The sequence below is a fragment of the Pseudomonas sp. WJP1 genome, from assembly GCF_028471945.1.
Classification (GTDB): domain Bacteria; phylum Pseudomonadota; class Gammaproteobacteria; order Pseudomonadales; family Pseudomonadaceae; genus Aquipseudomonas.
Window position 1 is genome coordinate 3,675,520 of sequence record NZ_CP110128.1, and the last position, 23,614, is coordinate 3,699,133.

The following is a 23,614-nucleotide window of genomic DNA, read 5'->3' on the forward strand; positions in this document are numbered from 1 at the left end:
GAAGCGCGGGCGATCGTGCTCGAAGGACCGGAGGATCATCACGCCCGGATCGACGCATTTCACCTTGGCTACACGTCATTTAGAAAGGTACGGTCAGTTTCACCCAATAAGCGTCCCCCTCTGCCCTGTTCCGTACCTGGGACTCCTGCTGCCATTTAGCGGTCAAAAACCATCCCTTATCACTCGTGTATTTCACCGAAGGCCCGATAGCGAATACCTTGCCTTTATTGTTTTTTATCGTCTCGCCATCTTGTCGGTCATCCGTGGTCTGGTGGTAAATGTAACCCCCTACCCCTACGACCCAGCCATTACCCAACCCCCAACCGACGGCGTAATCCATATGCAGCTCCTGACCCGAGCGGTAGTCAGTATCTTTATTGCGCAGGTTGAAGTCGTACATGGTTTTGGCATCTATGTTCAGTCCCTCCGGATCGATATAGGACACCGCGAGAACAGGCTCGATCACCCAGTAGTTACGTCCGAGATTGGCCAGGTCATTTTTGTCGTACTCGCCTGTGGGGGCGATAAAATCCAGGGCGAGAATACTGTGAAGTTTCTCGCTGTGATGAAAACCCAGTGCCGGACCAAAAATCATATCGCCCAGGCCCTGTTTGCTTTGCGATTGCCCGTTGAGCTCGACTTTCAAATCCACCAGTGGAGCGATGGCATGAAAAGCCAGGCTCCCCCCGAACACTTGCTGCTCAGTTACCCAGATCAACCGCGGTGCAATGGCGTTGGCCCGCACGCGAAAATCCACCGGCACCTTGTCGCCGCTGTTGTCACGTAGTGAATCGGCTTCGTAGTGATTGACGAAGAACTGCGAATACAAGCCCGGTGGAGGCATTGCGCCGGACATATAGTTTTCGGAACCCATGGGATATGAGGAACCGCCGTTCTCGGTGGCCTGAACCCCAATACTGGTGGCGGCTAGAATACTTAAACCGGTGTGGCACAGTTGACGCGCGCAAGTCTTCTTTGGTGCTGCTTTCATGGTTGATGACCTTTTGTTGTTTTTATAGTCAGCCGCAACCCTGCTGACCGTCGGGAAACCAGCAGGATTGGCGGTTATGTTTGCGGTGAAATCAGATTCTTTTGAACAGTGCCGATCTGGTGCTTTCGGATGCGCCATCGGCAGCGCTATAGAAACGCTCCATGAAAATGTCACGCTCGAACAACCGCCCCTGCATCAAGCAGGTGATGGCTGAATCAATCATCACAGGCGGCCCGCACAGGTACGCCTTGCGGTTGCTGAATCGTCCTTCGAAGTGCTGTTTCGCAGCGTCATGCACGTAGCCCTTGAATCCTGTCCATTCTTCGTCGTCTGCCGCCTGGCTGAGCGCAGGTACGTAAGTGAAGTTGGTAAACTCGCGCTCCAGTTCTTCAAATAACCCGCGGTTGTAGAGTTCAGCTCGATTGCGTGCACCTTGGAACAGCACAATCTGGCGGGTATCGCCGGTCTCCAATAGATCGAGAATCATCGATTGAGGACTCGACAAACCCGAGCCACCGGCAATGAAAATCAAGTCGCCGCTTTGCGACGTACGCACGAAAAACTGCCCGTAAGGTCCGGAAAGTTCTACCGCATCACCGACGTTAAGTTCATCGTGGATCATGCTCGTAGCCAGTCCGCCGTCTACACGACGCACATGCAATTCGACTTCATCCGCCTGCCTCGGGGTATTGGCGAGCGAGAACGCCCTCGTCCCTTCAATCCCCGGCAATTGCAGGTTGATGTACTGGCCTGCCTGGAACGCCATTGACCGGTCGAGTTTCAGGTGGACGCCCTTGATGGTGGGCGACAGATCCACAAGCCTGGTGACAACCGCTTGATAGTCCTCGACAGGGTGTCCGAGGAAGTCCGGGGCGGCGTCGATATCCGCTTCGATCACCATGTCGCTTTGAGGAATGGCACAACAGGCGAGCACCTTGCCTTCATCCCGCTCCATGTCCATCAAGGCGAATGATGATGCCGCACCCAGGTCTGCCTCACCTTCGAGCACCTGAACCTTGCAGGTGGCGCAGGTACCGTGGCCACAGGCGAATGGCAGCCAGACACCCTGGCGCAAGGCTGCCTGCAGGATGGTCTGGCCCTCCTCCACCTCGATTTGCTCGCCAGTGGGTTCGATGGTTACTTGGTAGCTCATGGCCGGTTCCTCAGTTGAAAGTGCCGGCAATGCCGTTCAAGCCTGGCGTATTCATATGCAGCAGGCTTTTATGGTTTATGCCGTTATCGATCAGGCTGGCCGCGTAGTCCGGGGTGAAAGGCTGATCGTTCAATCGCCACAGCGCACGGCTAAAGTCGACGCGAGGGGCATCCGGGTGTTGCGCAATGGACGATTTCACCACTTGCTCGATGAACGCCCCGAACGGCATGCTCGGTGGCAATGGAAAGGTGAACGGCGCGCAGAACATCAGGTGTTTTTCCCAGCACAGGTACACCAGCTGCAGGCCTTTGAAGTTGTCCTGGCTATCCAGGGGGTGGGCGCTGTAGGCACCAATAGCAGTCACGGGCATGATGTTGTCCTTTTTCTTGTCAGGTCATTTGGAAGCGGGCGCGGACACCCGCTTCATCGCTCAGCGCCAAGCCTCAAGCGGTCTTGAGCAGATCCGGGTCGACGGGGGTAGCCGGCGCGCTGTTTCGATCATTCGGGTGCCAGTCCTGCCAGCGTCGATGCTCAGCGGAGCCCAGGTACTCGAAGTTGTCTTCGCCGGAATTGATGTTGTAGTAATCGCGTACAACCCCTTCGACATCGCCAGCCCCACAGTTGCCCTGGAGGATCTGGTGCACCGGCAACCAGGCCTGGATGTACTTGGTGGGTTCGTACTCGAAAATGTCGCAGCAACCCTGGGAGCAGAAGTGATAACGCTCGCCCTCATGCGTGGCGCTGCGATGACTCAAGGTCGTGAGCTCATCAGGCTCGGTAAACGACAGCGGGATCTGGCAGATCTGGCAGAGCATCGGCAGCGTCGGGTTGTAGAAGCGCTCGCCCTTCTCTTGCAGCGCACGCCAGTGTTCGAAGCGTGGGCGGTAGATCTTGTCGAAGGTGTCTGGATATTTGGAAGACAGCCAATCCAACTCCTCGTCGGTCGGCATCCAGGTGTGGAAGTTGGTCGCCTGGCTGTACTGATAGAAGATCGACCAGGCCTGGTGGCTGATGTGATCCTTGCCGATGTTGGCTTCTTCGACATGCTTTGGAGGACGGATGCCATAGCGCTCCAGGTCCTTGAACAGTGCGCCACCGGCCTCTTCGAAGTACACACCCCAGGCTTCGGACCAGGACATGACTTTGTTCGGCAGCATGTAGTCCATCATCATGCCGACCAGCGTCAGCAGGCGGTACCCGCGCCAGAACCACTTGTCGATCCAGCGCTGGATGATTGGCACGTTGTCCTCGTGCTGCTCCAGCAGGAACTTGATCACTTCAAGGCCCAGGGTCATGTGCCGGGCTTCGTCGGACTGTGCGGAGAACCCGAAGGTGACCGTGGCCATGTCGCCGTTGAACGCAGCACCGGACATGAACGGTACGAACAGCAGGTTGGTCAGCACGTACTCGAAGGAGAACGAGATCGCAGTCAGGAACTCGAACGGGCCAGCTGTGCGTGCGTCTTCGAAGAACGATTTGGGCACCGAGAGGAACCACACGCGGTCATGCATATGGGCAAAATCATGCAGGCCATTGAAGTGCTTATTGTAGTGACTCATGGCGTGAATCTGAGTCTGTACATGACGCAGTTCGTCGATAGCCTGCATCTGGCAGGCGATGCGCGCACCGGCACCGCTGAACTGCCGACCGACCCGTGCGAACCCTTGGTAGGCCTGGTATTCCAGCGGCGTAACGCCCGACAGGAACAATTTCAGCGCATTGACATAACGTGCGTCTGACAGCGTGGTATGGCCGTTGTTTTGCGAGAACGCATCGAAGATCGCGTAGAGCTTTTTCTCTTTTTCGGCCTGGTATTTCCAGTAGGTGTCCATGGTCAGGCGGAACGGGTCTTCCCACTTGTCCCAATCGGTAATCTTGATCCCTTCGAAACGCTCGTGTGGATAGATGTCTTCATGGGTCTGGTAGCTGGGTTCCCAGTCGAGGTCACGAGTCATGCAGCGATATTTTTCTTTGGCATTGAGGCGTTTTTTCACGGCCATGATGGCTCTCCCAAATTCTTGTTATCGAACAAACGCTAACGGCGCGATGGCAGCACTCAGCTGTTCCAGTGCAGGGAAAAACTGTCGTCCTCTTCCTCGACGTTGCCGCCCAGGGTGATCACGTACATCAGCATTTCCTGGATATCCCATGGGGTACCTGTGATCTGCTCTATGGTTTCGCGACGAATTTCCAGGCGATTACCGGCCTCAATGCGGATCATCGATGGCTGATGCTGGACAACCGCGTGGGGGTTGTCGGCCCTGATGGCTTCGACGATCGAGCGTGCGTAATCCGTGTCTTGCAGGTTGATGTAGACGAGGGAAGTCATGCGCCGGCTCCTGTCAGGCCAATTTTTTTCAGGCGCGCGGTGAACTCCGCCTGTACAGATTCGAGCGCGGCAGCACCCAGGCTTTTGGCGGCCAATGGGGCCAAGGCTTCAAGCGAGCGCCGGCTCCAGCGATCGACCCAGCCTTGCACCATCGATTTGTTTTCAGGGCTTTCGTTGATGACCGTCTTGAGTAGAGCGTCTACCCAACGTTGACTGTCGGCGAACCACAGGCGCATGAACTCGGTCAGCATGCCGACCTGGCCGGCACCATTAGCCGACAAATGCTCGTCGAGCTTGTGGAACATCAGGGGGTAAACCAGACCATCGCTGACGACGTTCTGCGCTACGGTCAATTCGAACCAGTCACGTATGACCAGGGTGTCTTCGACGTAGCGGCGCATGCCTTGCCAGGCTGCATCGTTCAGCCACAGCTGCTTGGCTTGCGCGAGAAGCAGGACATCGCCGTCATCGAGCATCAAGCCGATGCGCGAAAGGTATTGGGCAATGCCCAGTCGATCCATGGCCTGGAACATATGCATCTGCGTGACGCTGGTGCCGAAGCCATCGGCGGCGATGTTGCTGTTGTTCATGTTGGCGCCCAGCTCCGCATGGCGCAGAGGCAGCAACAGCGTACTGATCAGCTGGATATTCTCTGCTGACAAACCGCCGAGCATGTCGCGCTTTTCACAGAAGGCGTAATCGTGCTCGGCGTTTTCCTGCATCTTGGCCCGGGCCTGGACATAGGCACCGTAGTAGTACTGGCGCGGATCGCTGACGGCATACCAGTCGGCCATGACCACGGCAGTACGCGTGGCATCGTTGAGCAGCTTGTCGGGCTGCCACAGCGGCCGGTAATGAAAGTTGGTCGCCGACTCCAGGTCGAAACTGGCTTCCTGATAACGGCTGGCAACCTTGTCGCCAAAACGGCGCCGCGTATGGCTGAAGGTGTTGCGGATCGTCTCGACAGTCGTCGTCTTGATCTCGACACTCATGGAGTGGTCTCCTGTAGTTGTTGTTTTAGGTGGTGGGCGGCTTATTCAACGTCGCGGGTTTCGCCGTAACGCCACTTGCGTGCATCGGCGTCCAGGGCGTCTGACATTCGCGCGTCCATGTGTTGCACATGGTTGTTCTCGCAAAACTGCTTGAACGCTTGATGCGGCAGCACCAGCTCGACAAACAGCTCCGGGTAGCCGATTGCGAAATCGAATTCGACAAAGGCATCTTCTGGCTTGCTGCGAACGCGGATGTAGCGCGGCATTTGATCGAAGGTGCTGCCAGGTGGGTTCATGCTCGGGTGCTCCCCTGTTGTTATGGAGAGGGACAGAGCAACAACGGTGCCAGCCCAACCTGCGAGAAATGAACAGATGAGAAAAAACGTTATAAAACATCAGGTTAAGATGTTTTTTGGCGTTCCACTGCTTAGGCTTGAGGTTATTTTTGAGGGACTGGCGATTTCCACGATTTGATCATTTGATCACTCCGCCCCCTGCGATTTGAGCAAATAACCAATCAGCGCCAGTCATGTCCAACCAGTGGAGGGTTATCCTTAACCCTGTGATCAAGCGCTCTGGAGGTGACTTCCAGGCAAGTTCCAGGACGCTCTGGAACTGAATTTTTTTGCGGAACGCAAGTTGCAAGAGTTCTGCTTCTGGCCCCCCCTACGCCCCAGCCAAGGCAAAGGGGCCGAATAATCCCCACCAACAAAAAAGACTTAGGGGTGCGTGTGCATGACCATGAAATACCGAGCCTCGGAGCACTCAGTGCTGCTCAAGGATCTGACCGATCGCATTCACTTTCTCGGCAGTGAAGGGAAAATCTGGCTTGATGAACAGCGGATGCTGCTGATGCAGGCTTCATCGATGGCGTCGTTTCGTCGAGAGCTGATCGAGATGATTGGCGAAGAGCGTGCGAAGGGTTTTTTCCTTCGACTGGGCTACCAGTCCGGGCTGAAAGATGCTGAATTGGCCCGCAAATTACGCCCCAACGGCAGTGATATCGACATGTTCCTGATAGGCCCTCAGCTGCATTCGCTCAAGGGTATGGTCAAGGTGCGTCCGATCGTCATGGACATTGATATCGAGGCAGGAACCTTCTACGCCGATATCGAATGGATCGACTCGTTCGAGGTCGAGAACCACCAGAGCGAGCAACTGCATTCCGAACAACCCATCTGCTGGACCTTGCTCGGGTACGCGATCAGCTATTCGTCATTTTTCATCGGCCGCCAGATCATCTACAAGGAAGTCAGCTGCCGCGGCTGTGGCGACAGCGTGTGTCGCATCATCGGCAAGCCCGCTGAAGAGTGGGAGGATGCCGATACATTCATGCGCTACTTCCAGAGTGATCCAATCATCGATGAGTTGCGCACCCTGCAGCTTCAAGTCGACAACATGAATCAACGCCTTCAGCTGCGTGCCGGTCAGTTTTATGGGATTGGTCAATCGGCCAATTACCGAAAGACCTGTGATCTGATCGACAAGGTCGCACCCGGAAAAGCATCCGTATTGCTTCTGGGTGAAACGGGCGTCGGCAAGGAAGTCATCGCCCGTAGCCTGCATTTGCGCAGCGAGCGTGCGGGAGGTCCTTTCATTGCCCTGAACTGCGCAGCCATCAGCCCGGACCTGATAGAAGCCGAGCTGTTTGGCGTTGAAAGAGGTGCGTATACCGGTGCCCAACAATCGCGTATGGGCCGTTTCGAGCGGGCACATGGGGGTACGCTGTTTCTTGATGAAATTATCGAGCTCACGCCACGCGCCCAGGCGAGTTTGTTGCGGGTGCTGCAGGAGGGTGAGCTCGAACGGGTGGGCGATAGCCAGACTCGACGTGTCGACGTGCGTGTGATCGGAGCGACACACGAAGACCTTGGCCAGGCGGTAAAGGATGGAAGATTCCGAGCCGACCTCTACTACCGCCTGAATGTTTATCCGGTTCGAATCCCGGCACTGCGCGATCGTCGCGAAGACATCCCGCTCTTGATCGAGCACTTCCTGGAAAAGCTGCACCTGAGCTACGGAAAAAAGACCCTTGGTCTATCCGATCGTGCCAACGAGGCGTGCCTGCGCTATGACTGGCCGGGCAATATTCGTGAGCTGGAAAACCTGATAGAGCGTGGTGTGATCATCACTGACAACAACAAAACCATCTCGGTGGAGGCGCTCTTTCCGCACATGTCGGTAGAAGCACTCAGCATCGGGCTGTCGAGCGATGGCAATCTGGTCAGCCAGAAGCTTGAGCCTGCGGATGAGTGGGTGGACAGGCTACTCGACCTGGGGGTGAGCCTGGATGATGTGGAACAACAACTGCTACAGGGTGCCATGGATCGAGCGAATCAGAACGTATCGGAAGCCGCCCGGCTTCTTGGCATAACGCGACCGGCGCTGGCCTATCGATTGAAGAAGCTGACCGAGGGTTAAGCATCAAGCTGAGGTTCGTACTTCGAAACGGAGCACTGCGAGTACGATACCTCAGCCCTTTCCATAGGTTCGTGGATCAGCCCTTCACGGCTATTCATCTACCGATGTTGCGCGGTTTTTTTCGCGCTCACTTGAATACCTGCTCTTTCGCCCACTTGCGAGCCACGTCCGACAATTGGATACGGGCTCTTTGCAACGCTTTTTCACGTTCTTCGGTTGCTGCAAATTGCGTAGGTTGTGCATTGACGAATTCAGGGTTTTGAATACCTATGAAGCCGAATGCTGCCTTGAGCGATGGAGTCAGTGCATCCATGTGCGACAGCGGCATTCCCGCGCGCATGTCGGTGCCTCGTGTCGTGATGAACAGGGTTTTCTGTCGGGTCAATAGACCGATGTATTGGCCTGAACTGCCGACGACGTAGGTCAATTCGGCTCGAACGATGTTGTCTATGAACGCTTTGAAAACCGAAGGGTAAGAGAAGTTATGCATGGGCATGGCGAACAGGAAGGCATCGGCATCCAGCACGCGTTGACATAAGGCTGTGGACGCAGCCAGAGCCTGTTCCATCGCGGCGGTGCGCTGCACAGCAGGCGTGTACGCGGCAATGGTGAACGATTCGTCGATGTGCGCTGGGGGATTTTGCGCCACATCCAGGTAATCGATATCGAGCGCTACATTTTGCTCGCGCAGGCACGCTATAAAGTGGCGGGCTAAAGCTCGAGAATTGGAGCGCTCACTTTTTGGACTGGCATCGACGTGCAGCAACTTCATTGACGCACTCCTCTGGTTATCAGTATTTTTTAGCGTCGGCTTATGAAGTATTCTATTATGTTCACGCCGCTACGATAGATTATTGTATACCTGCGTGAAACATCCAATTCCCCGTAAAATCGCTATACCGGTTTTCACCGTGCGCTACCAATACAAAATTGGTCAGCAGTTTTTCTTGAGTATTGGATATTCAACGGTAGTTTTCATTCGAATAGCCTGAAACCTCAAGCCACATGCCGTGGCACTACTCGGAAGGCGTTCTCATGAAGAAGCTTATCGTTGCATGTACTTTGTTCTTGTCCGCATTGAGTTCCATGGCATTCGCTGAGGATGGCGCCGATAGAGTATTGAAGAGAAATGAAACTCGCGTACAAGAAGCGCTTGCTGCGCAAGAAAAAACAAAAAACGACAACCAGAATACAGCTAAGTCTGATGTAGAACCCAATTCCAAAAGCAGCTAGCTGAAATGACTCTAATGGCTCCAGGCTGTGGTGCGCAGCTCTCGCAGGGTATCGAGAGAGCTGCGGCATTTCATGTGTCTAGTGCGCCATGTATCCACGAGTCACTTCATGGCCGTGCATCGCAATTATTATGCGTGGAGGAATAAACCATGTTTATAGCAGCATCCAACACGGTAACCATTCATGCTGCCCCCGGGCAGGTAGATACTGTCGGCGTCATGCTGCGCGACATGATAGGTTCCTTGCGCGATTCCTCAGGCTGTCTCTCATACACAGCGGTACAAAGCCATTGCAACTCCCACCTCTGGATTGTTACAGGGCATTGGCTGACCCAGTCGGATATGGAGAGTCACTTCCATCATCCAGTGCAGGAAAAGTATGCTGTTTTATTGAACTGTGAATCCGTTCGAAGTATTGAGTTCAACTGTCAGTTGTTTGCCTGATAGACAAGCCCACACCGGCATAAAGCCGCCCCCTCCTGTCGAGGGGGATCGACCCTGTAGAAGCGCCGCAGATCTACACGTCAGGCACGCTGGGCCTCGCTGCTCACAGCACCTCCCGATAAATGGCCAGGACGTCGGCCAGGCTCACCGGGCGCGGGTTATTGCCGAGCAGGCGCGCTTGCTTCATCGCATCTTCGGCCAAGGCCTGGATATCGCCCTCGCCGATACCCACGTCGCGCAAACGGGTTGGCAATTGCAGCTCACCGGCCAGGCCCCCCAGATGATCGGCCAGGGCGCGTGCTCTCTGGCGTTCGCTTCCCGTCACGTTCGGCAGCACGATCTCGGCCAGCTGCGCGTAGAGCGGCGCTGCCACTTCCAGGTTGAAACGCATCACCGCACCCAGCACCAGCGCGTTGGACACCCCGTGCGGCACATGAAAACGTGCGCCAATCGGGTAGGCCAAGGCGTGCACCGCAGCCACCGGTGAATTGGCAAAGGCCATGCCGGCCAGGCACGCACCCAGCAACATGTTTTCCCGAGCGACCAGGTCCGCCCCCTCGTGGCAGGCTTGATGCAGGCTACCGCAGAGCAGGCGCAAGGCATCTTTGGCCAGGCAGTCGGAGAGCGGGTTCTTCAGGTGGCGACTGGTGTAGGCCTCGACCGCATGGACCATCGCATCAATACCGGTCGCGGCAGTGATAGGCGCGGGTAACCCCAGCGTCAGCTCGGCATCCAGCACCGCCAGATCCGGCAATAGGGTTGGCGAGATCACCACGTTCTTCTCGCCGGCACCGGTGGTGACCACCGAGACGGCGGTCACCTCGGAACCGGTGCCGGCAGTGGTGGGCACCAGGATCAGCGGCAGGCGTGCGCCCTTGCTCTGGTTGATGCCATAGATCTGCGCCAGCTGCTCGCCACCGCGCAACAGCAACGCCGCCAGCTTGGCGGCATCCAGCGAACTACCGCCGCCAAATCCCACCACGCAATCGGCGCCACACGCCCTGCCCGCTTCGACTGCCGCGAGGATCACCGACTCCGGCGGGTCGGCCAGTACCTCGGCAAATACCCGCACCGGCACGCCCGCTGCAGCAAAACCGCTCAGCACCGGATCGAGCAACCCGGCGGCCATGACGCCCGCGTCGGTCACCAGCAGCACGGAACTGGCCCCCAGGTTAAGCACCTGGGGGGCAAGACGGGTGGCGGCACCGCGCTCGATGATGATCGAGCGGGTGGTATTGAAGGCCATCGATAGCATCGCAAGGGTTCTCCAGTATTGGTTTTGACGACCTTCGCTTTTCAAGCGTGAGGCTCCAGGCCAATACCGTAGAGGTTCGTCTTGATCCCTCACCCCCCTCCTTCGGAGTGGGGGCCAGGTTATCCGGAGGCGTCGCTGATCCGCTTTCCGAAATAACCAAATAAATCACGTGTTTTCAGAGGGTTAGACGCGCTTCATCGACCGCTGGAATCCGGAACGAACGCGCCCGCCCGATCCCTATACTCGCCCTAAGAACGACCTCGCCTACAACAACAAGTCCAAGAGGAAAACACGATGAGCAACGACACATGAATGACACCCTTTCGCAGTTTCCGGATATCGCTTGCGCGCCCCCTGCCACCAGACGCGTCTACGCCAAGGTGCTGTGGCGGTTGATGCCCTTCCTGGTGCTGGCCTTCATCGTCAATGCCATCGACCGGATCAACCTGTCGTTCGCCAAGCTGCGCATGGCCGAGGACATTTTGCTGAGCGACGCCGCCTACGGCATCGGCGCGGGGATCTTCTACCTCGGCTATATCCTCTTCGAGATCCCCAGCAACCTGTACATGCAACGGGTCGGCGCGCGCCGCACCATCACCCGCATCATGCTGCTGTGGGGCATGGTCACCGTGGCGACGGCCTTCGTCACCACGGCCAACCAATTGATCGCCGCGCGATTCCTGCTGGGCGTGGCCGAGGCCGGGTTCTTTCCCGGGATAATCCTGTACATGACTTACTGGCTGCCGGCGTCCTTGCGCGGGCGGGTCACGGCCGGGTTGTTGATGGCGGGCATGGTGGCCGGGATCATCTGCGGGCCTCTGTCCGGCGTGATCATGGCCCACCTCGATGGCTGGCTGGGCTTCAAGGACTGGCAAATGCTGTTCATCCTGACCGGTGCACCCACCCTGCTGCTGGGCCTCTTCGGCTGGTTCTGGCTGACGGATCGTCCCGAGCAGTCCAACTGGCTGACCGATGAAGAAAAGCGCCAGATCGCCCAGGACATTTGTACGGAGCCGAGCGCCACAAGCAGTCACTTCGGCGGCGTGCTGCGCGAGCCTCGAATGTACATCGCCGGACTCGTCTACTTCTGCATCTACAGTGGCTCAAACACCGTGACCTACTGGATTCCGACGCTGATCCGTGGCTTCGGCCTGGAAGACCTGAAACTGATCGGCATGCTGGCCGCCCTGCCCTTTATCGTCGCGGTGTGTGCCATGTACCTGCTGGGGCGCAGTTCCGACCGGCATATGGAACGCCGCTGGCATCTAGGGCTGACCATGCTGGTGGGTGCGGGCAGCTTTGCCCTGCTCGGCCTGGTGCACGGCAATGTGGTGCTGTCGATCTTTCTCATGAGCCTGGGCTCCGCCGCGGCGCTGTCGGCCATCCCGTTGTTCTGGACGATCCCGCCGGCGTTGCTGACCAAGGCCGGCGCGGCAGGTGGCATTGCGATCATCAGCAGCCTGGGCAACCTTGCGGGCGTGCTGAGCCAGGCCGCTGTCGGGGCGATCAAGTCCGCCACCGGCAGCCTGTACCTGGCGTTCGATGTGATGGCGATCGTGATGGTGCTTGGGGCGCTGGTGTTGCTGATCGGGATACCGGCTCACTGCCTGAAGGATCGACGAGACTCTCGGGCATAACCCAATCCCCTGTGGGAGCGAGCCTGCTCGCGATGGACTCAAGAACACCGCGGGGAATCAGATTCCCCGCGTTATCGTTAACGACCATCGCGAGCAGGCTCGCTCCTACAAAGAGCCAGCGTATCGATCCATCAACTGGCCCATGCGTGCCAGGTACTCACCCCGCCCCAGGTGCAGGACATGATTGCCCGCAAACCAGTGCAGCTCGCTGCCCGGCCAGTGCCGGTGCAGCAGGCGCACGTGGCGTGGCAGGGTGACCCGGTCTCCCGCGCCACCGATGATCAGCATGCGCTCGCCGTCCAGATGTGGGGTGTAAGTCAGCGGGTTATGCACGGCCAATAGTCCACGCATTTCGGCCACGCCAATGCCTTGGCTGCGCATCAACCGCGAGAGCAGTAGCCCAGTGGGTTGCCACTCGAGGAACGCATCGACCGGGCTGACCGCGGGCACGATGGGGACGCACCAGGCCAGGCGCTCGTCAACCGCCGCCAGCGTCGCTGCGGTGTAACCGCCGAGGGAGATGCCCGTCACACCGATCTGCTCTACACCACGCCCCTGTAGATAGTCGATGAATACCCGCAGGTCGTGGATCGCATGCAGCGGAGCCTCGTTGAAAGCCGCCAACCCACTGCCGAACAGCCCCTGGCCGCTGAACCAGTTGCCGCGTTCGGCGCGCAGGCCGTGGTGCGGATAGGTGAACAGCAGGATGTCGTAGCCGCGCCGGTAGAAACCGGCCAGCGACAGCGCGTGGGCATTGAGCCAGTGCGAGTCGGCGGCGAAACCATGGATGACGATCAGCGTCGGTCGCGGCCGGTCGCCATGGCACCAGTACTGGGCATGGGCGCAGGCGTTGCGCTGCATGGCTTCGAACTGCGGGCGGGCGAACGGATTGAGCGGTTTGAACGGGCTTGCGAAACGCAACTGCAGGCGGCGGATATCCTTGCCGGGCAATTTGCGCTCGTTAACGACGATGTCCTTCGGCGGCGGCAGGAATACGCGCGAGGCGTCTGCGGCGCGCGCCAGCGGTTCGTAGAAGCGCAGTGCCTCGAATTCGCGCTGCAAACGGCCAGCCTTGGATAACGTCGCCAAAGCACTCGCCGCGACCGTAGTCGACAAGGCGGTGCGCATCACTCGCTCGACGGCGGCGGTGCCGTGGATCTTCAACGGGTGCCGGACATCCAGTTCCGTGCCATCAGCCTGCCGCCAGAAGTCTTCGGACAAACGTTCCCACCAGGGACCGTGTGAATCGCCTGGCCCTTGCTCACTCATGCAGCGCTCTTGACTCGACACACAAAACTCCTCTGCGACCGAGGGTCAGCTTGCGCATCCCGGCGACGCGCACAGGACCCTGCGACAGCCTCCAGAATAAAGACCGCGCCAGCCACGTGCTCCCCCCCATTTGCAGGGGGACGGGTCAACGGCAGATCGACGAATCTGCTCGCCATCGACCTTCGTCGTATTGACCAGGCCCGGGCGAGCTCGCTGGACAGCTCTCGGGCACTCCCCATCCACCACCCAGCGAGAGCCTCAACGATGAGCAAACTGAGCGGGCAAGACGCCCTGTTCCTGAAAGTCGATCGTCCACATGCCGCGTCGCACTGCACCATGATCTACATCTACGATCAGTCTACGGTAGAGGGGCAACGCCTCGGCTTTCGGCAGATCGTCGAGCATATCAACGAGCGCCTCGATGTCTCACCGGTGTTCAAGCGCAAGATCGTCCAGGTGCCCTTTGGTCTCGGCTATCCCTATTGGGTGGAAGACGACCTGTTCGACATCGACTTCCACGTTCGCCATTTCGCGCTGCCCAAACCGGGCGACTGGCGTCAGTTCTGCATCATGGTGTCGCGCATCCATGCCCGCTCCGTGGATCTTTCCCGGGCACCCTGGGAGATGTACGTGATCGAGGGCCTCGACAACATCGAGGGCATCCCCAAGGGCAGCTTCGCCATCCTCACCAAGACCCACCATGCCGCGATGGATGGCGCTGCCGCCGCGGAACTGACCTGGGCCTTGCACGACCTGGCCGGCACGCAGGGCAAGCCCGTCGCCGTTGTGGATAAAGCGCCCCCGGCGGCGAGTTTGCCGCTGCGATGGGGCCCGCTGGACACGGTCAGCCGCATGCTCACCGACAACGTCATGGCCTCCGCCCGCATGGCCCTGCCCCTGGCACGCGTGCTACCCAAGCTCACCGTAGCCAGCCTGCGCAAAATGGCGCGTTCGGTACTGAGTTCCGAAGGCGGCGCGCCGCGTACCCGCTTCAACAGCAACGTGACGTCCACTCGGGTCTGGGACTCGGTCACCCTCGATCTGGGTGTAGTCAAACAGATCAAGAACCTGGTACCCGGGGCCACGGTCAACGATGCGGTACTGGCCATGGTCGGCGGCGCGATGCGGCGCTACCTGATCGCCAAGGATGAACTGCCGGAGAAGTCGTTGGTGACCCTGGCACCGGTCAACACCCGCCAGGGCAATGAAAGCGTCGCCGCCGGCAACACCGTGTCGATGCTGACCTTCCCCCTGCGCACGGACATCGAGGATCCGGTCGCCCGCCTGGAGGCGTTGCAGGCTGCTACTTCGCAATCCAAGGCGATCCAGAATGCAGTGGGTGCGAGTGACCTGACCAACCTGCAGAAATTCGCGCCCCCCGCCACCCTGGGCCTCGCCGGCCGCCTCGCGACGCTGATGGGCATGGGCGGCAAGGGTCCGGTGGTGCTGCACAATTGCATGGTGACCAACGTCCCCGGCCCCAATGTGCCGCTCTACATGCTCGGCGCCAAGCTGGTGTATTGGTGCGGTGTCGGCCCACTGGTCGATGGCCTGTCGTTGATCTGGAACCCCACCAGCTACTGCGGAAAAATGTTCATCTCACTGACCAGTTCACCGAACGTGGTTCCCGACCCGGAATTCCTCGCGCAGTGCCTTGTGGATTCGTATGAGGAAATGAAGGGCTTGGCGGCCCGGGCACCGAAGGTTGCGAAAGGCCGACGTGTTGGCCGAACACCGCTTGCACAGAAGGTTGATGACAAACAAACGCTCTGATTGCCGGCCTGATTTCTCTACATGATCGTTCCCACGCGCAGCAAAGGAATGCATCTCGTGACGCTCCGCGTCACATGCGCAAGACTCAAGCCCTACGTCGAGAGCGGAACGCAGAGCGTCCCTGGCGGCATTCCCACGCAGAGCGTAGGAACGATCAATCAAGAAACCAGGTCGGCTGTCAGGCCGCCTCGCTTTGGCTTTGGCTTTGGCTTTGGCTTTGGCTTTGGCTTTTCTTGCCCCATCACGCCCTGAGCCTGTCCGTCAACTTGTGATGACCTCCATCGGAGCCTCTACCAACGTTGATCCATGCCGCGTCAAAGCTTGTTGTGGGAGATTGTTTTCTGAGTACATATCCGTTGCTGCGGTAACGGCCACCTATGGTTCCGCTTTTACAGCGGGTCACTTTCGAAAAGCGCGAAAGTAACCAAAGCGCTCTTGCCCCACCACTCGGTGCCTCGCTAGGGCTCGGCATGCCCTCACTCCGACATTGCTCCGTGGGTCGCCGCGATGGGCCATCCTTGGCCCAGCGCGGCTAAACCGGCGTCCTGCCGGTTTCCCCACTGCGCAATGCCTGCGTTCGGCCATCGTGGTTAACGGGGCGCCCAAATCCAAAGCAAAGCGAGGCGGCCTTAAAGCCGACCTGATCGGGAGCCGTACTCGTTCACCCTGTAGGAGCCAGGCTTGCCGGCGAACCAGACGCTGCGGTGTGTCTGTTACTCCGCGTTATCGTTTTTCGCCGGCAAGTCGGATCGTCGCACCGCTGGCTCTACAGGCTCTTCCAGGTGACTCGCCGTAAGAGCGAAACCCTAAGTCGCCGTTACCGCAGGAATGGATATGTACACCACCCTCCTAGTTAATGTCGCCGGGGCGCCAATTATTGACACGCCGCGCCGCATCGCCATCGGGGTGGTAGGCATGGCAGGTGCCGATCACCCAGTGGTCCGGCATCTTGAATTCAGGATCAGCAGCGGCGCGCTGGCGCAGGCGTTTTTGCATCACCGGGGCCAGGGTCTGGATGGCAGTGGTTGCCATCGGGCCCAGCATTTCGGTGAGGTGGGTACAGCCCTTCAATCCGCCGACGCGCTCGGCAACCCGCTTCTTGAAACCGGTGCCGATGCGCAGTCCAACCAGGGCCGCGTAGGCCCGGTTGACATGGCCGCACACAGGCGTCGGCGCCTGCTCGGAAACGGCTAGGAGCTGGCGGATGACCATATTCTGGTCGATGGTCATGGTAATGCGCATGTCATGCAGCACCCCATTGGCGGGAATCGTGCCGTAGGCGAATTCGGTGTCGACGCCCTTGGTATCGAGCAGGCATCCTTCGATATCGAAAAGGCCGTCGTCGCGCTCATAGCCGGTGCAAACCACCTTGCGGGTGTGCAGCAGGCGTCGCTTGGGGTTGGCGGAAACTGGCACTGTCATGGCCCTGCACTCCTGGAGGGCGGAGCGCCGAAACGCCCCGCCCGGTTCTCAGACGTTACCCAGACCGCCGCCGCAGACAAGTACCTGGCCGCTGACGTAATCCGATTCCGGGATGCAGAACAGGTACACGGCGCCGGCTGCCTCTTCGGTATTGCCCGGACGACCCAGCGGAATCATGTTCTTCGACTGCTCGACAATCGCAGGACTGATGCCCACCTTGATCTCCCGGCCTTCGATGTTGATGAAGTGCGGATCGCCTTCCACCGGCTGGGTCTGGCGGGTTTCGATATGGCCGAAGGCAACGGCGTTGACATTGACCTTCATGCGTCCCCATTCCTTGGCCAGGCACTTGGTCATGCCCAACACGCCGGCCTTGGCCGTGGAGTAGTTGACCTGCCCCGGGTTGCCGCCAGCGGACGTCGACGCGATATTGACCACCTTGCGATTGACCACGCGACCTTCGGCGGCCTCTTTCTTGGCCATGGCGCTGATGATCGGTTGGGCCGCGCGCAGGATGCGGAACGGCGCGGTGATGTGGCAGTCGATGATCGCGTACCACTGCTCATCGCTCATCTTCTGGATCACGTTGTCCCAGGTGTAGCCGGCGTTGTTGACGATGATGTCGATGGCGCCATAGTTGTCGACCGCGGTCTTGACGAAGCGCTCGGCGAAATCGGCCGCGGTGACGCTGCCGACACACGCAACGGCTTCACCGCCCAGGGCGCGGATTTGCGCAACCACTTCTTCAGCGGGGCCGGCGTCCAGGTCGTTGACCACGACGCGCGCGCCGTCGCTGGCCAGTTTCAGGGCGACACTGCGCCCGATGCCACGACCGGAACCGGTGACCAGGGCGACTTTGCCTTCGAGTTTTTTCATGGGGATGTTCCTTGTTCTTGTGGGATTTCAGATGAGTGCAACGGTGGCTTCGCCGAGCAGTTTTTCGTCGCCGTATTGATTGACGCAGCGAAGCGCCAGGCGCGCGCGTCGTTCGCCATCGACCTCGAACAGGTCAATGACCTTGCCGTGGCACGTGGGGATGTGACCTAGTTGGGTGATGCCGGTGAATCGCACCGCCAGGCTGCGGATCTGCTGCTGCGGTACCCAGGCGGTGAGCAGGCGGCCGAGGTAGGCCACCGAGAGCATGCCGTGGGCGAAGACATCGGGCTGGCGGGACTGACGGGCGAAGTCCAGGTCAATGTGCACCTGGTTGTGATCACCCGAGGCCCCCGCGTACAGCGCCAGTGTCGTGCGATTGATTGCAGGCAGTACCAGCGGCGGCAGCTCGAAGCCGACCCGCACGTCATGCAACTGAGATGAATTCATGGCGGGCTCCTCAGCGCTGCACGAGTGACGAGCGGATATCAGCGATGTGCTGACCTTCCTGGTTGGTGACGCGGGTCTGTTGCACCACGAAAGTCAGCGCCCCGCCCTTCTTCTCGTAGACGTCCACCACCCGGGTATCAAAAGTGAGCACGTCGCCGGCGTAGGCCAGGCCGTGATAATCGAAACCCTGTTCGGCATGCAGGATGCGCCCCAGGTCGAAGCCGAAAATGTCCTGGACGATATGGTCGCTGTCACGCCCTTCGGCTTCCAGGCACATCAGGAAACTGGGCGGTACCGGCAATGAGCGGTGCCCGGCTTGGCGGGCGGCGTCTTCATCGGTGTACACCGGGTCGGTTTCGCCGATGGCCTTGGCGAAAAAGCGCAGGCGGCCCTTTTCCACTTCGCAAGTGGTCACGCCCAATGAGCGCCCGATCAGACTCTTGTCTGGCATGTCACGCAGTCCTCCGTGTGTCTTTTCAGTCAAAAAAAGGGCGCGTCCGCAACAGGCGCGCCGTGTCGTCAACCGCGGCCGAACAGCGTCACGATGCCCGCGCCGCCAAGGCCCAGGTTGTGCTGCAAGGCGTGCTGGATATTGTCCACCTGGCGCTTGTCGGCGGTGCCGCGCAGCTGATGGGTCAGCTCGTAGCATTGGGCCAGTCCGGTGGCGCCCAGCGGGTGACCTTTGGACAGCAGGCCGCCCGACGGGTTGATCACCACTTGCCCGCCGTAGGTGTTGTCGCCGTCCATGACGAATTTTTCGGCGCCGCCTTCCGGACAGAAACCCAGGCCTTCGTAGGTCAGCAGCTCGTTGTGGGCGAAGCAGTCGTGCAGCTCGCAGATGCGGATGTCTTCCGGGCCGACACCGGCCTTCTCGTACACCTCGGTCGACGCCTGACGGGTCATGCCGACGCCGACGATGCTGATCAGCGACGGCGGCTCGAAGGCTTGCGGCTGGTCGGTGACCAGGGACTGGGCCAGGATGCACACATCGGTACGCAAGCCGTGTTGCCGGGCGAAGCGCTCAGACACGAGGATGGTTGCCGCACCGCCGCAGGTCGGCGGGCATGCCATCAGGCGGGTCATGACACCCGGGAAAATCACCTGGTCGGCCATGACTTCTTCGGTTGTCACTACCTTCTTGAACACCGACAACGGGTTGTTCGCGCCATGGCGGCTGGCCTTGGCGCGGATGGCGGCGAAGGTCTCCATCTTCGTGCCGTATTTCTCCATGTGCTCTTTGCCCGCACCACCGAAGAATTTCAGGGCGTCCGGCATTTCACGGCCTTCAGGGAAGATCGCGTCGGCCACTTCATGGCCCTTGCCGTAGGTGATCGGACGGTCAAGCCAATGGGATTTCAGGGCGCCGGGCTGCATCTGCTCAAAACCAAACGCCAGGGCGCAATCCACGGCGCCGCTTTCCACGGCCTGGCGCGCCAGGTAGAGCGCCGAAGATCCGCTGCCGCAGTTGTTGTTGACGTTGATTACCGGAATACCGGTCAGGCCCACCTCGTAGAGCGCCGACTGGCCGCTGGTGGAGTCGCCGTACACATAACCGGCGTAAGCCTGCTGCACCTTGCGGTAGTCCAGGCCGGCATCCTGCAGTGCCTGGCGAATGGCTTGCGCGCCCATTTCGATGTAGGTACCGCTCTGGCCGGGCTTGGCAAACGGGATCATGCCGACACCGGCAACAATTACTTTCTGGGACATCACTTTCTCCAAGGTCAGTTATCAGGCCTGTGCCGCACGCCCCAGCCTGGAGCGAGCGCAGCAAACCGTCGACCGATGGTCACGTACACCGCACGCCCCCATACCCCCTCCGGTGGAGGGGGCTTCGCAGCCATGCGCAAGGCCATCGGGGGGCGCGACCAATGGAGGGGGATCCCCCCCCACTCGAGGGGGAGGCGCAAAGGGCGGCGAGGTTAGCGTTGCGTGGCGGTACACCAGAACAACAAGATCAGAGGGGTAACCAACACGTGACTTTCGCAAGACATAAGAGCGCCCGACGCCAGTGGTCCAGCACCACGCTTCCCATCGAGTTTCGCCCTCACCTGCTGGCCCTGGCCGTGGGCCTCGGGTCGTGCGCCGGTGCCAACGCCGTCGACTTCCAGATCGGCGAAATCGAAGGTCAGTTCGATTCATCCCTTTCCATCGGTTCCAGCTGGGCCGTACGCGGGCCGGACCCCAAGTTCATCAACGCCGCCAACACCCTTGGCCTGCGCGGTGAATCGGCCACTCGCACGGCGGATGACAACCGGCAGAACTTCAAGAAGGGTGAAACCTTCTCGAAGATCTTCAAGGGTGTGCATGACCTTGAATTGAAGTACGGCGACAGCGGCGTCTTCGTGCGCGGCAAGTATTGGTATGACTTCGAACTGAAGGACGAGCACCGCCGGTTCTACGACATCGACGACAGCGGCCGCGATGACCTGGCCAAGTCTTCCGGGGCCGAGTTCCTCGACGCCTTCATCTACCACAACTACAACCTGGGCGACCTGCCGGGCAACGTGCGCCTGGGTAAACAGGTGGTGAGCTGGGGCGAGAGCACCTTCATCGGCAACTCGATCAACAGCATCAACCCGGTCGACGTCGCCGCCCTGCGCCGCCCCGGTGCCGAAGTGAAGGAAGGCCTGATCCCGGTCAACATGCTCTACCTGTCCCAGGGCCTGGCGGAGAACCTCACCGTCGAGGGTTTCTACCAGATCCAGTGGGCCAATTCGGTGGTCGATAACTGCGGCACCTTCTTCGGCTCCGATCCACTGCCCCAGGGCTGCAACGATCGCCTGGTGTTCGCCGGTCCCGACCTCGCCCCGGGTGTGGCCCGCAACACCGCGAGCGCCGCGCAGATTCTCAGTGGGCGTGTGGTAGACGACGTTTACATGCCTCGCCTCAAGGACAACGACCCGCGCGACAGTGGCCAGTACGGTATCGCCTTGCGCTGGTTCGCCCCCGACCTGCACGACACCGAATTCGGCTTCTATGCCATGAACTACCACAGCCGCAACCCTTACCTGAGCTTCAAGCAAACCACCGTGGCGCCGATCACGGCGGCCCAGGTGGGCGCCCTGCCCCCTGCCGCACGGGCGCTTGGTGTGGCCCAGAACCAGTTCGACCGGGTACGCGCCGCGCGCTACTTCGTCGATTATCCGGAGGACATCCGCCTGTACGGGCTGAGCTTCCAGACCACCCTGGGCGAGACCTCCGTCGGTGGCGAACTGAGCTACCGCCCCAACATGCCCCTGCAAATCAACACCGCCGACCTGAACCTGGCGGCCATTCAATCCACCGATACCAATTTCACCACCCAGACCTCACCGGTCTTCACCTCCGGTGAAACCGCCCAGGCATTGGGCGGTGACTTGCCTGGCTACAAACGGATGCCGGTGATGCAGGCGCAAGTGACGGCCACGCAGTTCTTCGACCAAGTGCTGGGGGCCAGCCGCCTGACCCTGGTCGGTGAAGTCGGCTACAACCGCATCAATGGCCTGGGCTCGGCCGATGGCACCGATGTCCGGTTTGGCCGCAGCCCCGTGTATGGCGCCGGTGAATTCCCCGGTACCCAGAACGCGAGTGTCTGCGCCACCGCGACCAACCCGCAGAAGGAGTGCAACAGCCACGGTTTCTACACCACCGATTCCTGGGGTTACCGGATGCGCGCCAAGCTGGACTACACCAACGTCATCGCCGGCATCAACCTCTCGCCGAACCTGGCCTGGTCCCATGACGTGGACGGCTGGGGCCCGAACTTCGAGGAAGGCGCCAAGGCTGTAAGCGTCGGCGTGGATGCCGACTACCTCTCCACCTACACCGCAAGCCTGAGCTACACGGACTTCTTTGGCGGCCAATTCAACACCACCACCGACCGGGACTTCGTCTCGCTCAGCTTCGGCGTCAACTTCTGAGCCGCAACAGACAGAGGGTACATCCATGAAAGCAAGCAAGATCATCACCTGCGCAGGCCTGGCGCTCTCCCTGCTGGCCAGCGGCGTCATGGCCGCCGTCAGCGAACAGGAAGCGGCAAAACTGGGCACGACCCTGACGCCACTGGGCGCGCAAAAGGAAGGCAACGCCGACAAGAGCATTCCCGCCTGGGATGGCGGTCTCAAGCCCGGCGCGGCACCGGTGGACGCCAAGGGATTCCTGGGCGACCCGTTCAAGAACGAGAAGCCGCTGTTCACCATCACCGCGGCCAATGCCCAGCAGTACAAGGACAAGCTGACACCCGGCCAGCTCGCCATGTTCCAGCGCTACCCGGACACTTACAAAATTCCGGTCTATCCCACTCACCGTACCGCGGCGGCGCCTGTGGGCATTTACGCTGCCGCGAAGAAAAGCGCGGTCAATGTGCAGTTGGTCAATGAAGGCACTGGCCTGGGCAACTTCGCCGATTCGCGTTACTACGCCTTCCCGATCCCCAAGAGTGGCGTCGAGGTCTACTGGAACTTCGTAACGCGTTTTCGTGGCGAGAACGTCGAGCGCTGGTCGGTCCAGGCGGTGCCGCAGGTCAACGGTGACTACACCGTCGTCGAGACGCACGACCAGAACAGCTTCCCGCAATACATGGATGGCGTGGATCTGCAGGCCGAGAAGAACATCCTCTATTACTACATTTTCGCGGTAGATGCGCCAGCGCGCCTGGCCGGCACGGTGTCCATGGCCCATGAAACCATCGACCAGGTCACCGAGCCGCGCAAGGCCTGGACCTACAACGCCGGGCAACGCCGTGTACGCCGCGCGCCACAACTAGCCTACGATGCGCCGGGCCTGGCCTCGGACGGCATGCGCACTTCCGACAACGCCGACATGATGAACGGCTCGCCGGACCGCTATGACTGGAAACTGATCGGCAAGAAGGAGATGTACATTCCCTACAACAACTACAAGCTGCAGTCGCCAAGCCTCAAGTACGCGGACATCATCAAGCCTGGCCACATCAACCAGGACCTGACCCGCTACGAGCTGCATCGGGTGTGGCACGTGCAGGCGACATTGAAGGCTGGCGAACGGCATATCTACGCCAAGCGCGACATGTATTTCGATGAAGACACCTGGGTATTGTCCGAGGTGGACCATTACGACGGCCGCGGCCAACTGTGGCGCGTGGGTGAAAACTACACCTACAACAACTACGAAAAAGGCTTGAATGCACCGGCCGCCCAGGGGTTCTACGACCTGCTTGTCGGCCGCTACATCGTGGCAACCATGAGCAACGAGGCGAAATCGGCACCGCAATACGGCGCCCGCACCAAACTGGCGGACTTCACACCGGCGGCGTTGCGTAACGCGGGTATTCGCTGACCTCTAGCAACAGTGGATGAACAGACGCCCCGCTTGCGGGGCGTTTTGCGTTTGGCACAACATCATTGGCGACTGACA

Annotated in this window: 22 protein-coding genes; 7 read left to right on the forward strand and 15 right to left on the reverse strand. The window is 59.7% G+C overall.

What is annotated here, in order from left to right; all coding sequences use genetic code 11:
- Positions 1-79 precede the first annotated feature (79 nt).
- From OH720_RS16415 to OH720_RS16445, 7 genes are all read right to left on the reverse strand, one after another.
- On the reverse strand, positions 80-991 hold the full coding sequence (locus OH720_RS16415) for a SphA family protein (RefSeq protein WP_272606463.1): 912 nt from the start codon (positions 989-991) through the stop codon (positions 80-82).
- Between the two features lie 91 nt (positions 992-1,082).
- A complete protein-coding gene (locus tag OH720_RS16420; RefSeq protein ID WP_272602018.1) occupies positions 1,083-2,144 on the reverse strand; it encodes an NADH:ubiquinone reductase (Na(+)-transporting) subunit F in 1,062 nt (353 codons plus the stop codon).
- A gap of 10 nt (positions 2,145-2,154) precedes the next feature.
- Entirely contained in the window at positions 2,155-2,514 is a 360-nt protein-coding gene (locus OH720_RS16425; RefSeq protein WP_272602019.1) for a phenol hydroxylase subunit P4, read from the reverse strand.
- Between the two features lie 73 nt (positions 2,515-2,587).
- A complete protein-coding gene (locus OH720_RS16430; protein ID WP_272602020.1) occupies positions 2,588-4,144 on the reverse strand; it encodes an aromatic/alkene/methane monooxygenase hydroxylase/oxygenase subunit alpha in 1,557 nt (518 codons plus the stop codon).
- A gap of 56 nt (positions 4,145-4,200) precedes the next feature.
- Entirely contained in the window at positions 4,201-4,473 is a 273-nt protein-coding gene (locus OH720_RS16435) for an MmoB/DmpM family protein (protein WP_272602021.1), read from the reverse strand.
- Positions 4,470-5,465, reverse strand: a complete 996-nt coding sequence (locus OH720_RS16440) for an aromatic/alkene monooxygenase hydroxylase subunit beta (protein ID WP_272602022.1) — start codon at positions 5,463-5,465, stop codon at positions 4,470-4,472. Before OH720_RS16440 ends, OH720_RS16435 begins: the two co-directional genes overlap by 4 nt.
- A gap of 41 nt (positions 5,466-5,506) precedes the next feature.
- Complete coding sequence (locus OH720_RS16445; RefSeq protein ID WP_272602023.1) at positions 5,507-5,761, reverse strand: phenol hydroxylase subunit; 255 nt, start codon at positions 5,759-5,761, stop codon at positions 5,507-5,509.
- 439 nt (positions 5,762-6,200) lie between these two features.
- Between OH720_RS16445 and OH720_RS16450 the strand changes: the two genes are divergently transcribed.
- A complete protein-coding gene (locus tag OH720_RS16450) occupies positions 6,201-7,886 on the forward strand; it encodes a sigma-54-dependent Fis family transcriptional regulator (RefSeq protein ID WP_272602024.1) in 1,686 nt (561 codons plus the stop codon).
- Positions 7,887-8,013: 127 nt separating this feature from the next.
- Here OH720_RS16450 and OH720_RS16455 read toward each other — a convergent pair whose 3' ends face one another.
- On the reverse strand, positions 8,014-8,658 hold the full coding sequence (locus tag OH720_RS16455; protein WP_272602025.1) for an FMN-dependent NADH-azoreductase: 645 nt from the start codon (positions 8,656-8,658) through the stop codon (positions 8,014-8,016).
- Between the two features lie 263 nt (positions 8,659-8,921).
- Here OH720_RS16455 and OH720_RS16460 point away from each other — a divergent pair, with 263 nt between their 5' ends.
- Positions 8,922-9,119: a hypothetical protein gene (locus OH720_RS16460; RefSeq protein WP_272602026.1), complete on the forward strand. Its 198-nt coding sequence runs from the start codon at positions 8,922-8,924 to the stop codon at positions 9,117-9,119.
- A 149-nt stretch (positions 9,120-9,268) separates the two neighbouring features.
- Complete coding sequence (locus OH720_RS16465) at positions 9,269-9,562, forward strand: putative quinol monooxygenase (protein ID WP_272602027.1); 294 nt, start codon at positions 9,269-9,271, stop codon at positions 9,560-9,562.
- Positions 9,563-9,665: 103 nt separating this feature from the next.
- Here the strand turns inward: OH720_RS16465 and OH720_RS16470 are convergent, their stop codons facing one another.
- Positions 9,666-10,817: an iron-containing alcohol dehydrogenase gene (locus OH720_RS16470; protein ID WP_272602028.1), complete on the reverse strand. Its 1,152-nt coding sequence runs from the start codon at positions 10,815-10,817 to the stop codon at positions 9,666-9,668.
- Positions 10,818-11,125: 308 nt separating this feature from the next.
- Between OH720_RS16470 and OH720_RS16475 the strand changes: the two genes are divergently transcribed.
- Positions 11,126-12,454, forward strand: a complete 1,329-nt coding sequence (locus OH720_RS16475) for an MFS transporter (protein WP_272602029.1) — start codon at positions 11,126-11,128, stop codon at positions 12,452-12,454.
- A gap of 105 nt (positions 12,455-12,559) precedes the next feature.
- Here OH720_RS16475 and OH720_RS16480 read toward each other — a convergent pair whose 3' ends face one another.
- Positions 12,560-13,723: an alpha/beta hydrolase family protein gene (locus OH720_RS16480; RefSeq protein ID WP_272602030.1), complete on the reverse strand. Its 1,164-nt coding sequence runs from the start codon at positions 13,721-13,723 to the stop codon at positions 12,560-12,562.
- Between the two features lie 264 nt (positions 13,724-13,987).
- On the opposite strand from OH720_RS16480, the gene OH720_RS16485 reads away from it, so the two are divergent.
- Entirely contained in the window at positions 13,988-15,496 is a 1,509-nt protein-coding gene (locus tag OH720_RS16485; protein ID WP_272602031.1) for a wax ester/triacylglycerol synthase family O-acyltransferase, read from the forward strand.
- 849 nt (positions 15,497-16,345) lie between these two features.
- Here the strand turns inward: OH720_RS16485 and OH720_RS16490 are convergent.
- The 5 genes from OH720_RS16490 to OH720_RS16510 form a co-directional block, all read right to left on the reverse strand.
- Complete coding sequence (locus OH720_RS16490) at positions 16,346-16,918, reverse strand: DUF2889 domain-containing protein (protein WP_272602032.1); 573 nt, start codon at positions 16,916-16,918, stop codon at positions 16,346-16,348.
- A gap of 48 nt (positions 16,919-16,966) precedes the next feature.
- Positions 16,967-17,794 (reverse strand): SDR family NAD(P)-dependent oxidoreductase, encoded by an 828-nt coding sequence (locus OH720_RS16495; RefSeq protein WP_272602033.1) that lies wholly within the window; start codon positions 17,792-17,794, stop codon positions 16,967-16,969.
- 27 nt (positions 17,795-17,821) lie between these two features.
- Positions 17,822-18,241 (reverse strand): MaoC/PaaZ C-terminal domain-containing protein, encoded by a 420-nt coding sequence (locus OH720_RS16500; protein ID WP_272602034.1) that lies wholly within the window; start codon positions 18,239-18,241, stop codon positions 17,822-17,824.
- A 10-nt stretch (positions 18,242-18,251) separates the two neighbouring features.
- Positions 18,252-18,692: a MaoC family dehydratase N-terminal domain-containing protein gene (locus OH720_RS16505; protein ID WP_272602035.1), complete on the reverse strand. Its 441-nt coding sequence runs from the start codon at positions 18,690-18,692 to the stop codon at positions 18,252-18,254.
- A gap of 68 nt (positions 18,693-18,760) precedes the next feature.
- Entirely contained in the window at positions 18,761-19,948 is a 1,188-nt protein-coding gene (locus OH720_RS16510; RefSeq protein WP_180204274.1) for a lipid-transfer protein, read from the reverse strand.
- A gap of 323 nt (positions 19,949-20,271) precedes the next feature.
- Between OH720_RS16510 and OH720_RS16515 the strand changes: the two genes are divergently transcribed.
- Positions 20,272-22,140 (forward strand): DUF1302 domain-containing protein, encoded by a 1,869-nt coding sequence (locus tag OH720_RS16515; protein ID WP_272606464.1) that lies wholly within the window; start codon positions 20,272-20,274, stop codon positions 22,138-22,140.
- 25 nt (positions 22,141-22,165) lie between these two features.
- Positions 22,166-23,536, forward strand: a complete 1,371-nt coding sequence (locus OH720_RS16520; protein WP_272602036.1) for a DUF1329 domain-containing protein — start codon at positions 22,166-22,168, stop codon at positions 23,534-23,536.
- The last annotated feature ends 78 nt before the right edge of the window (positions 23,537-23,614 follow it).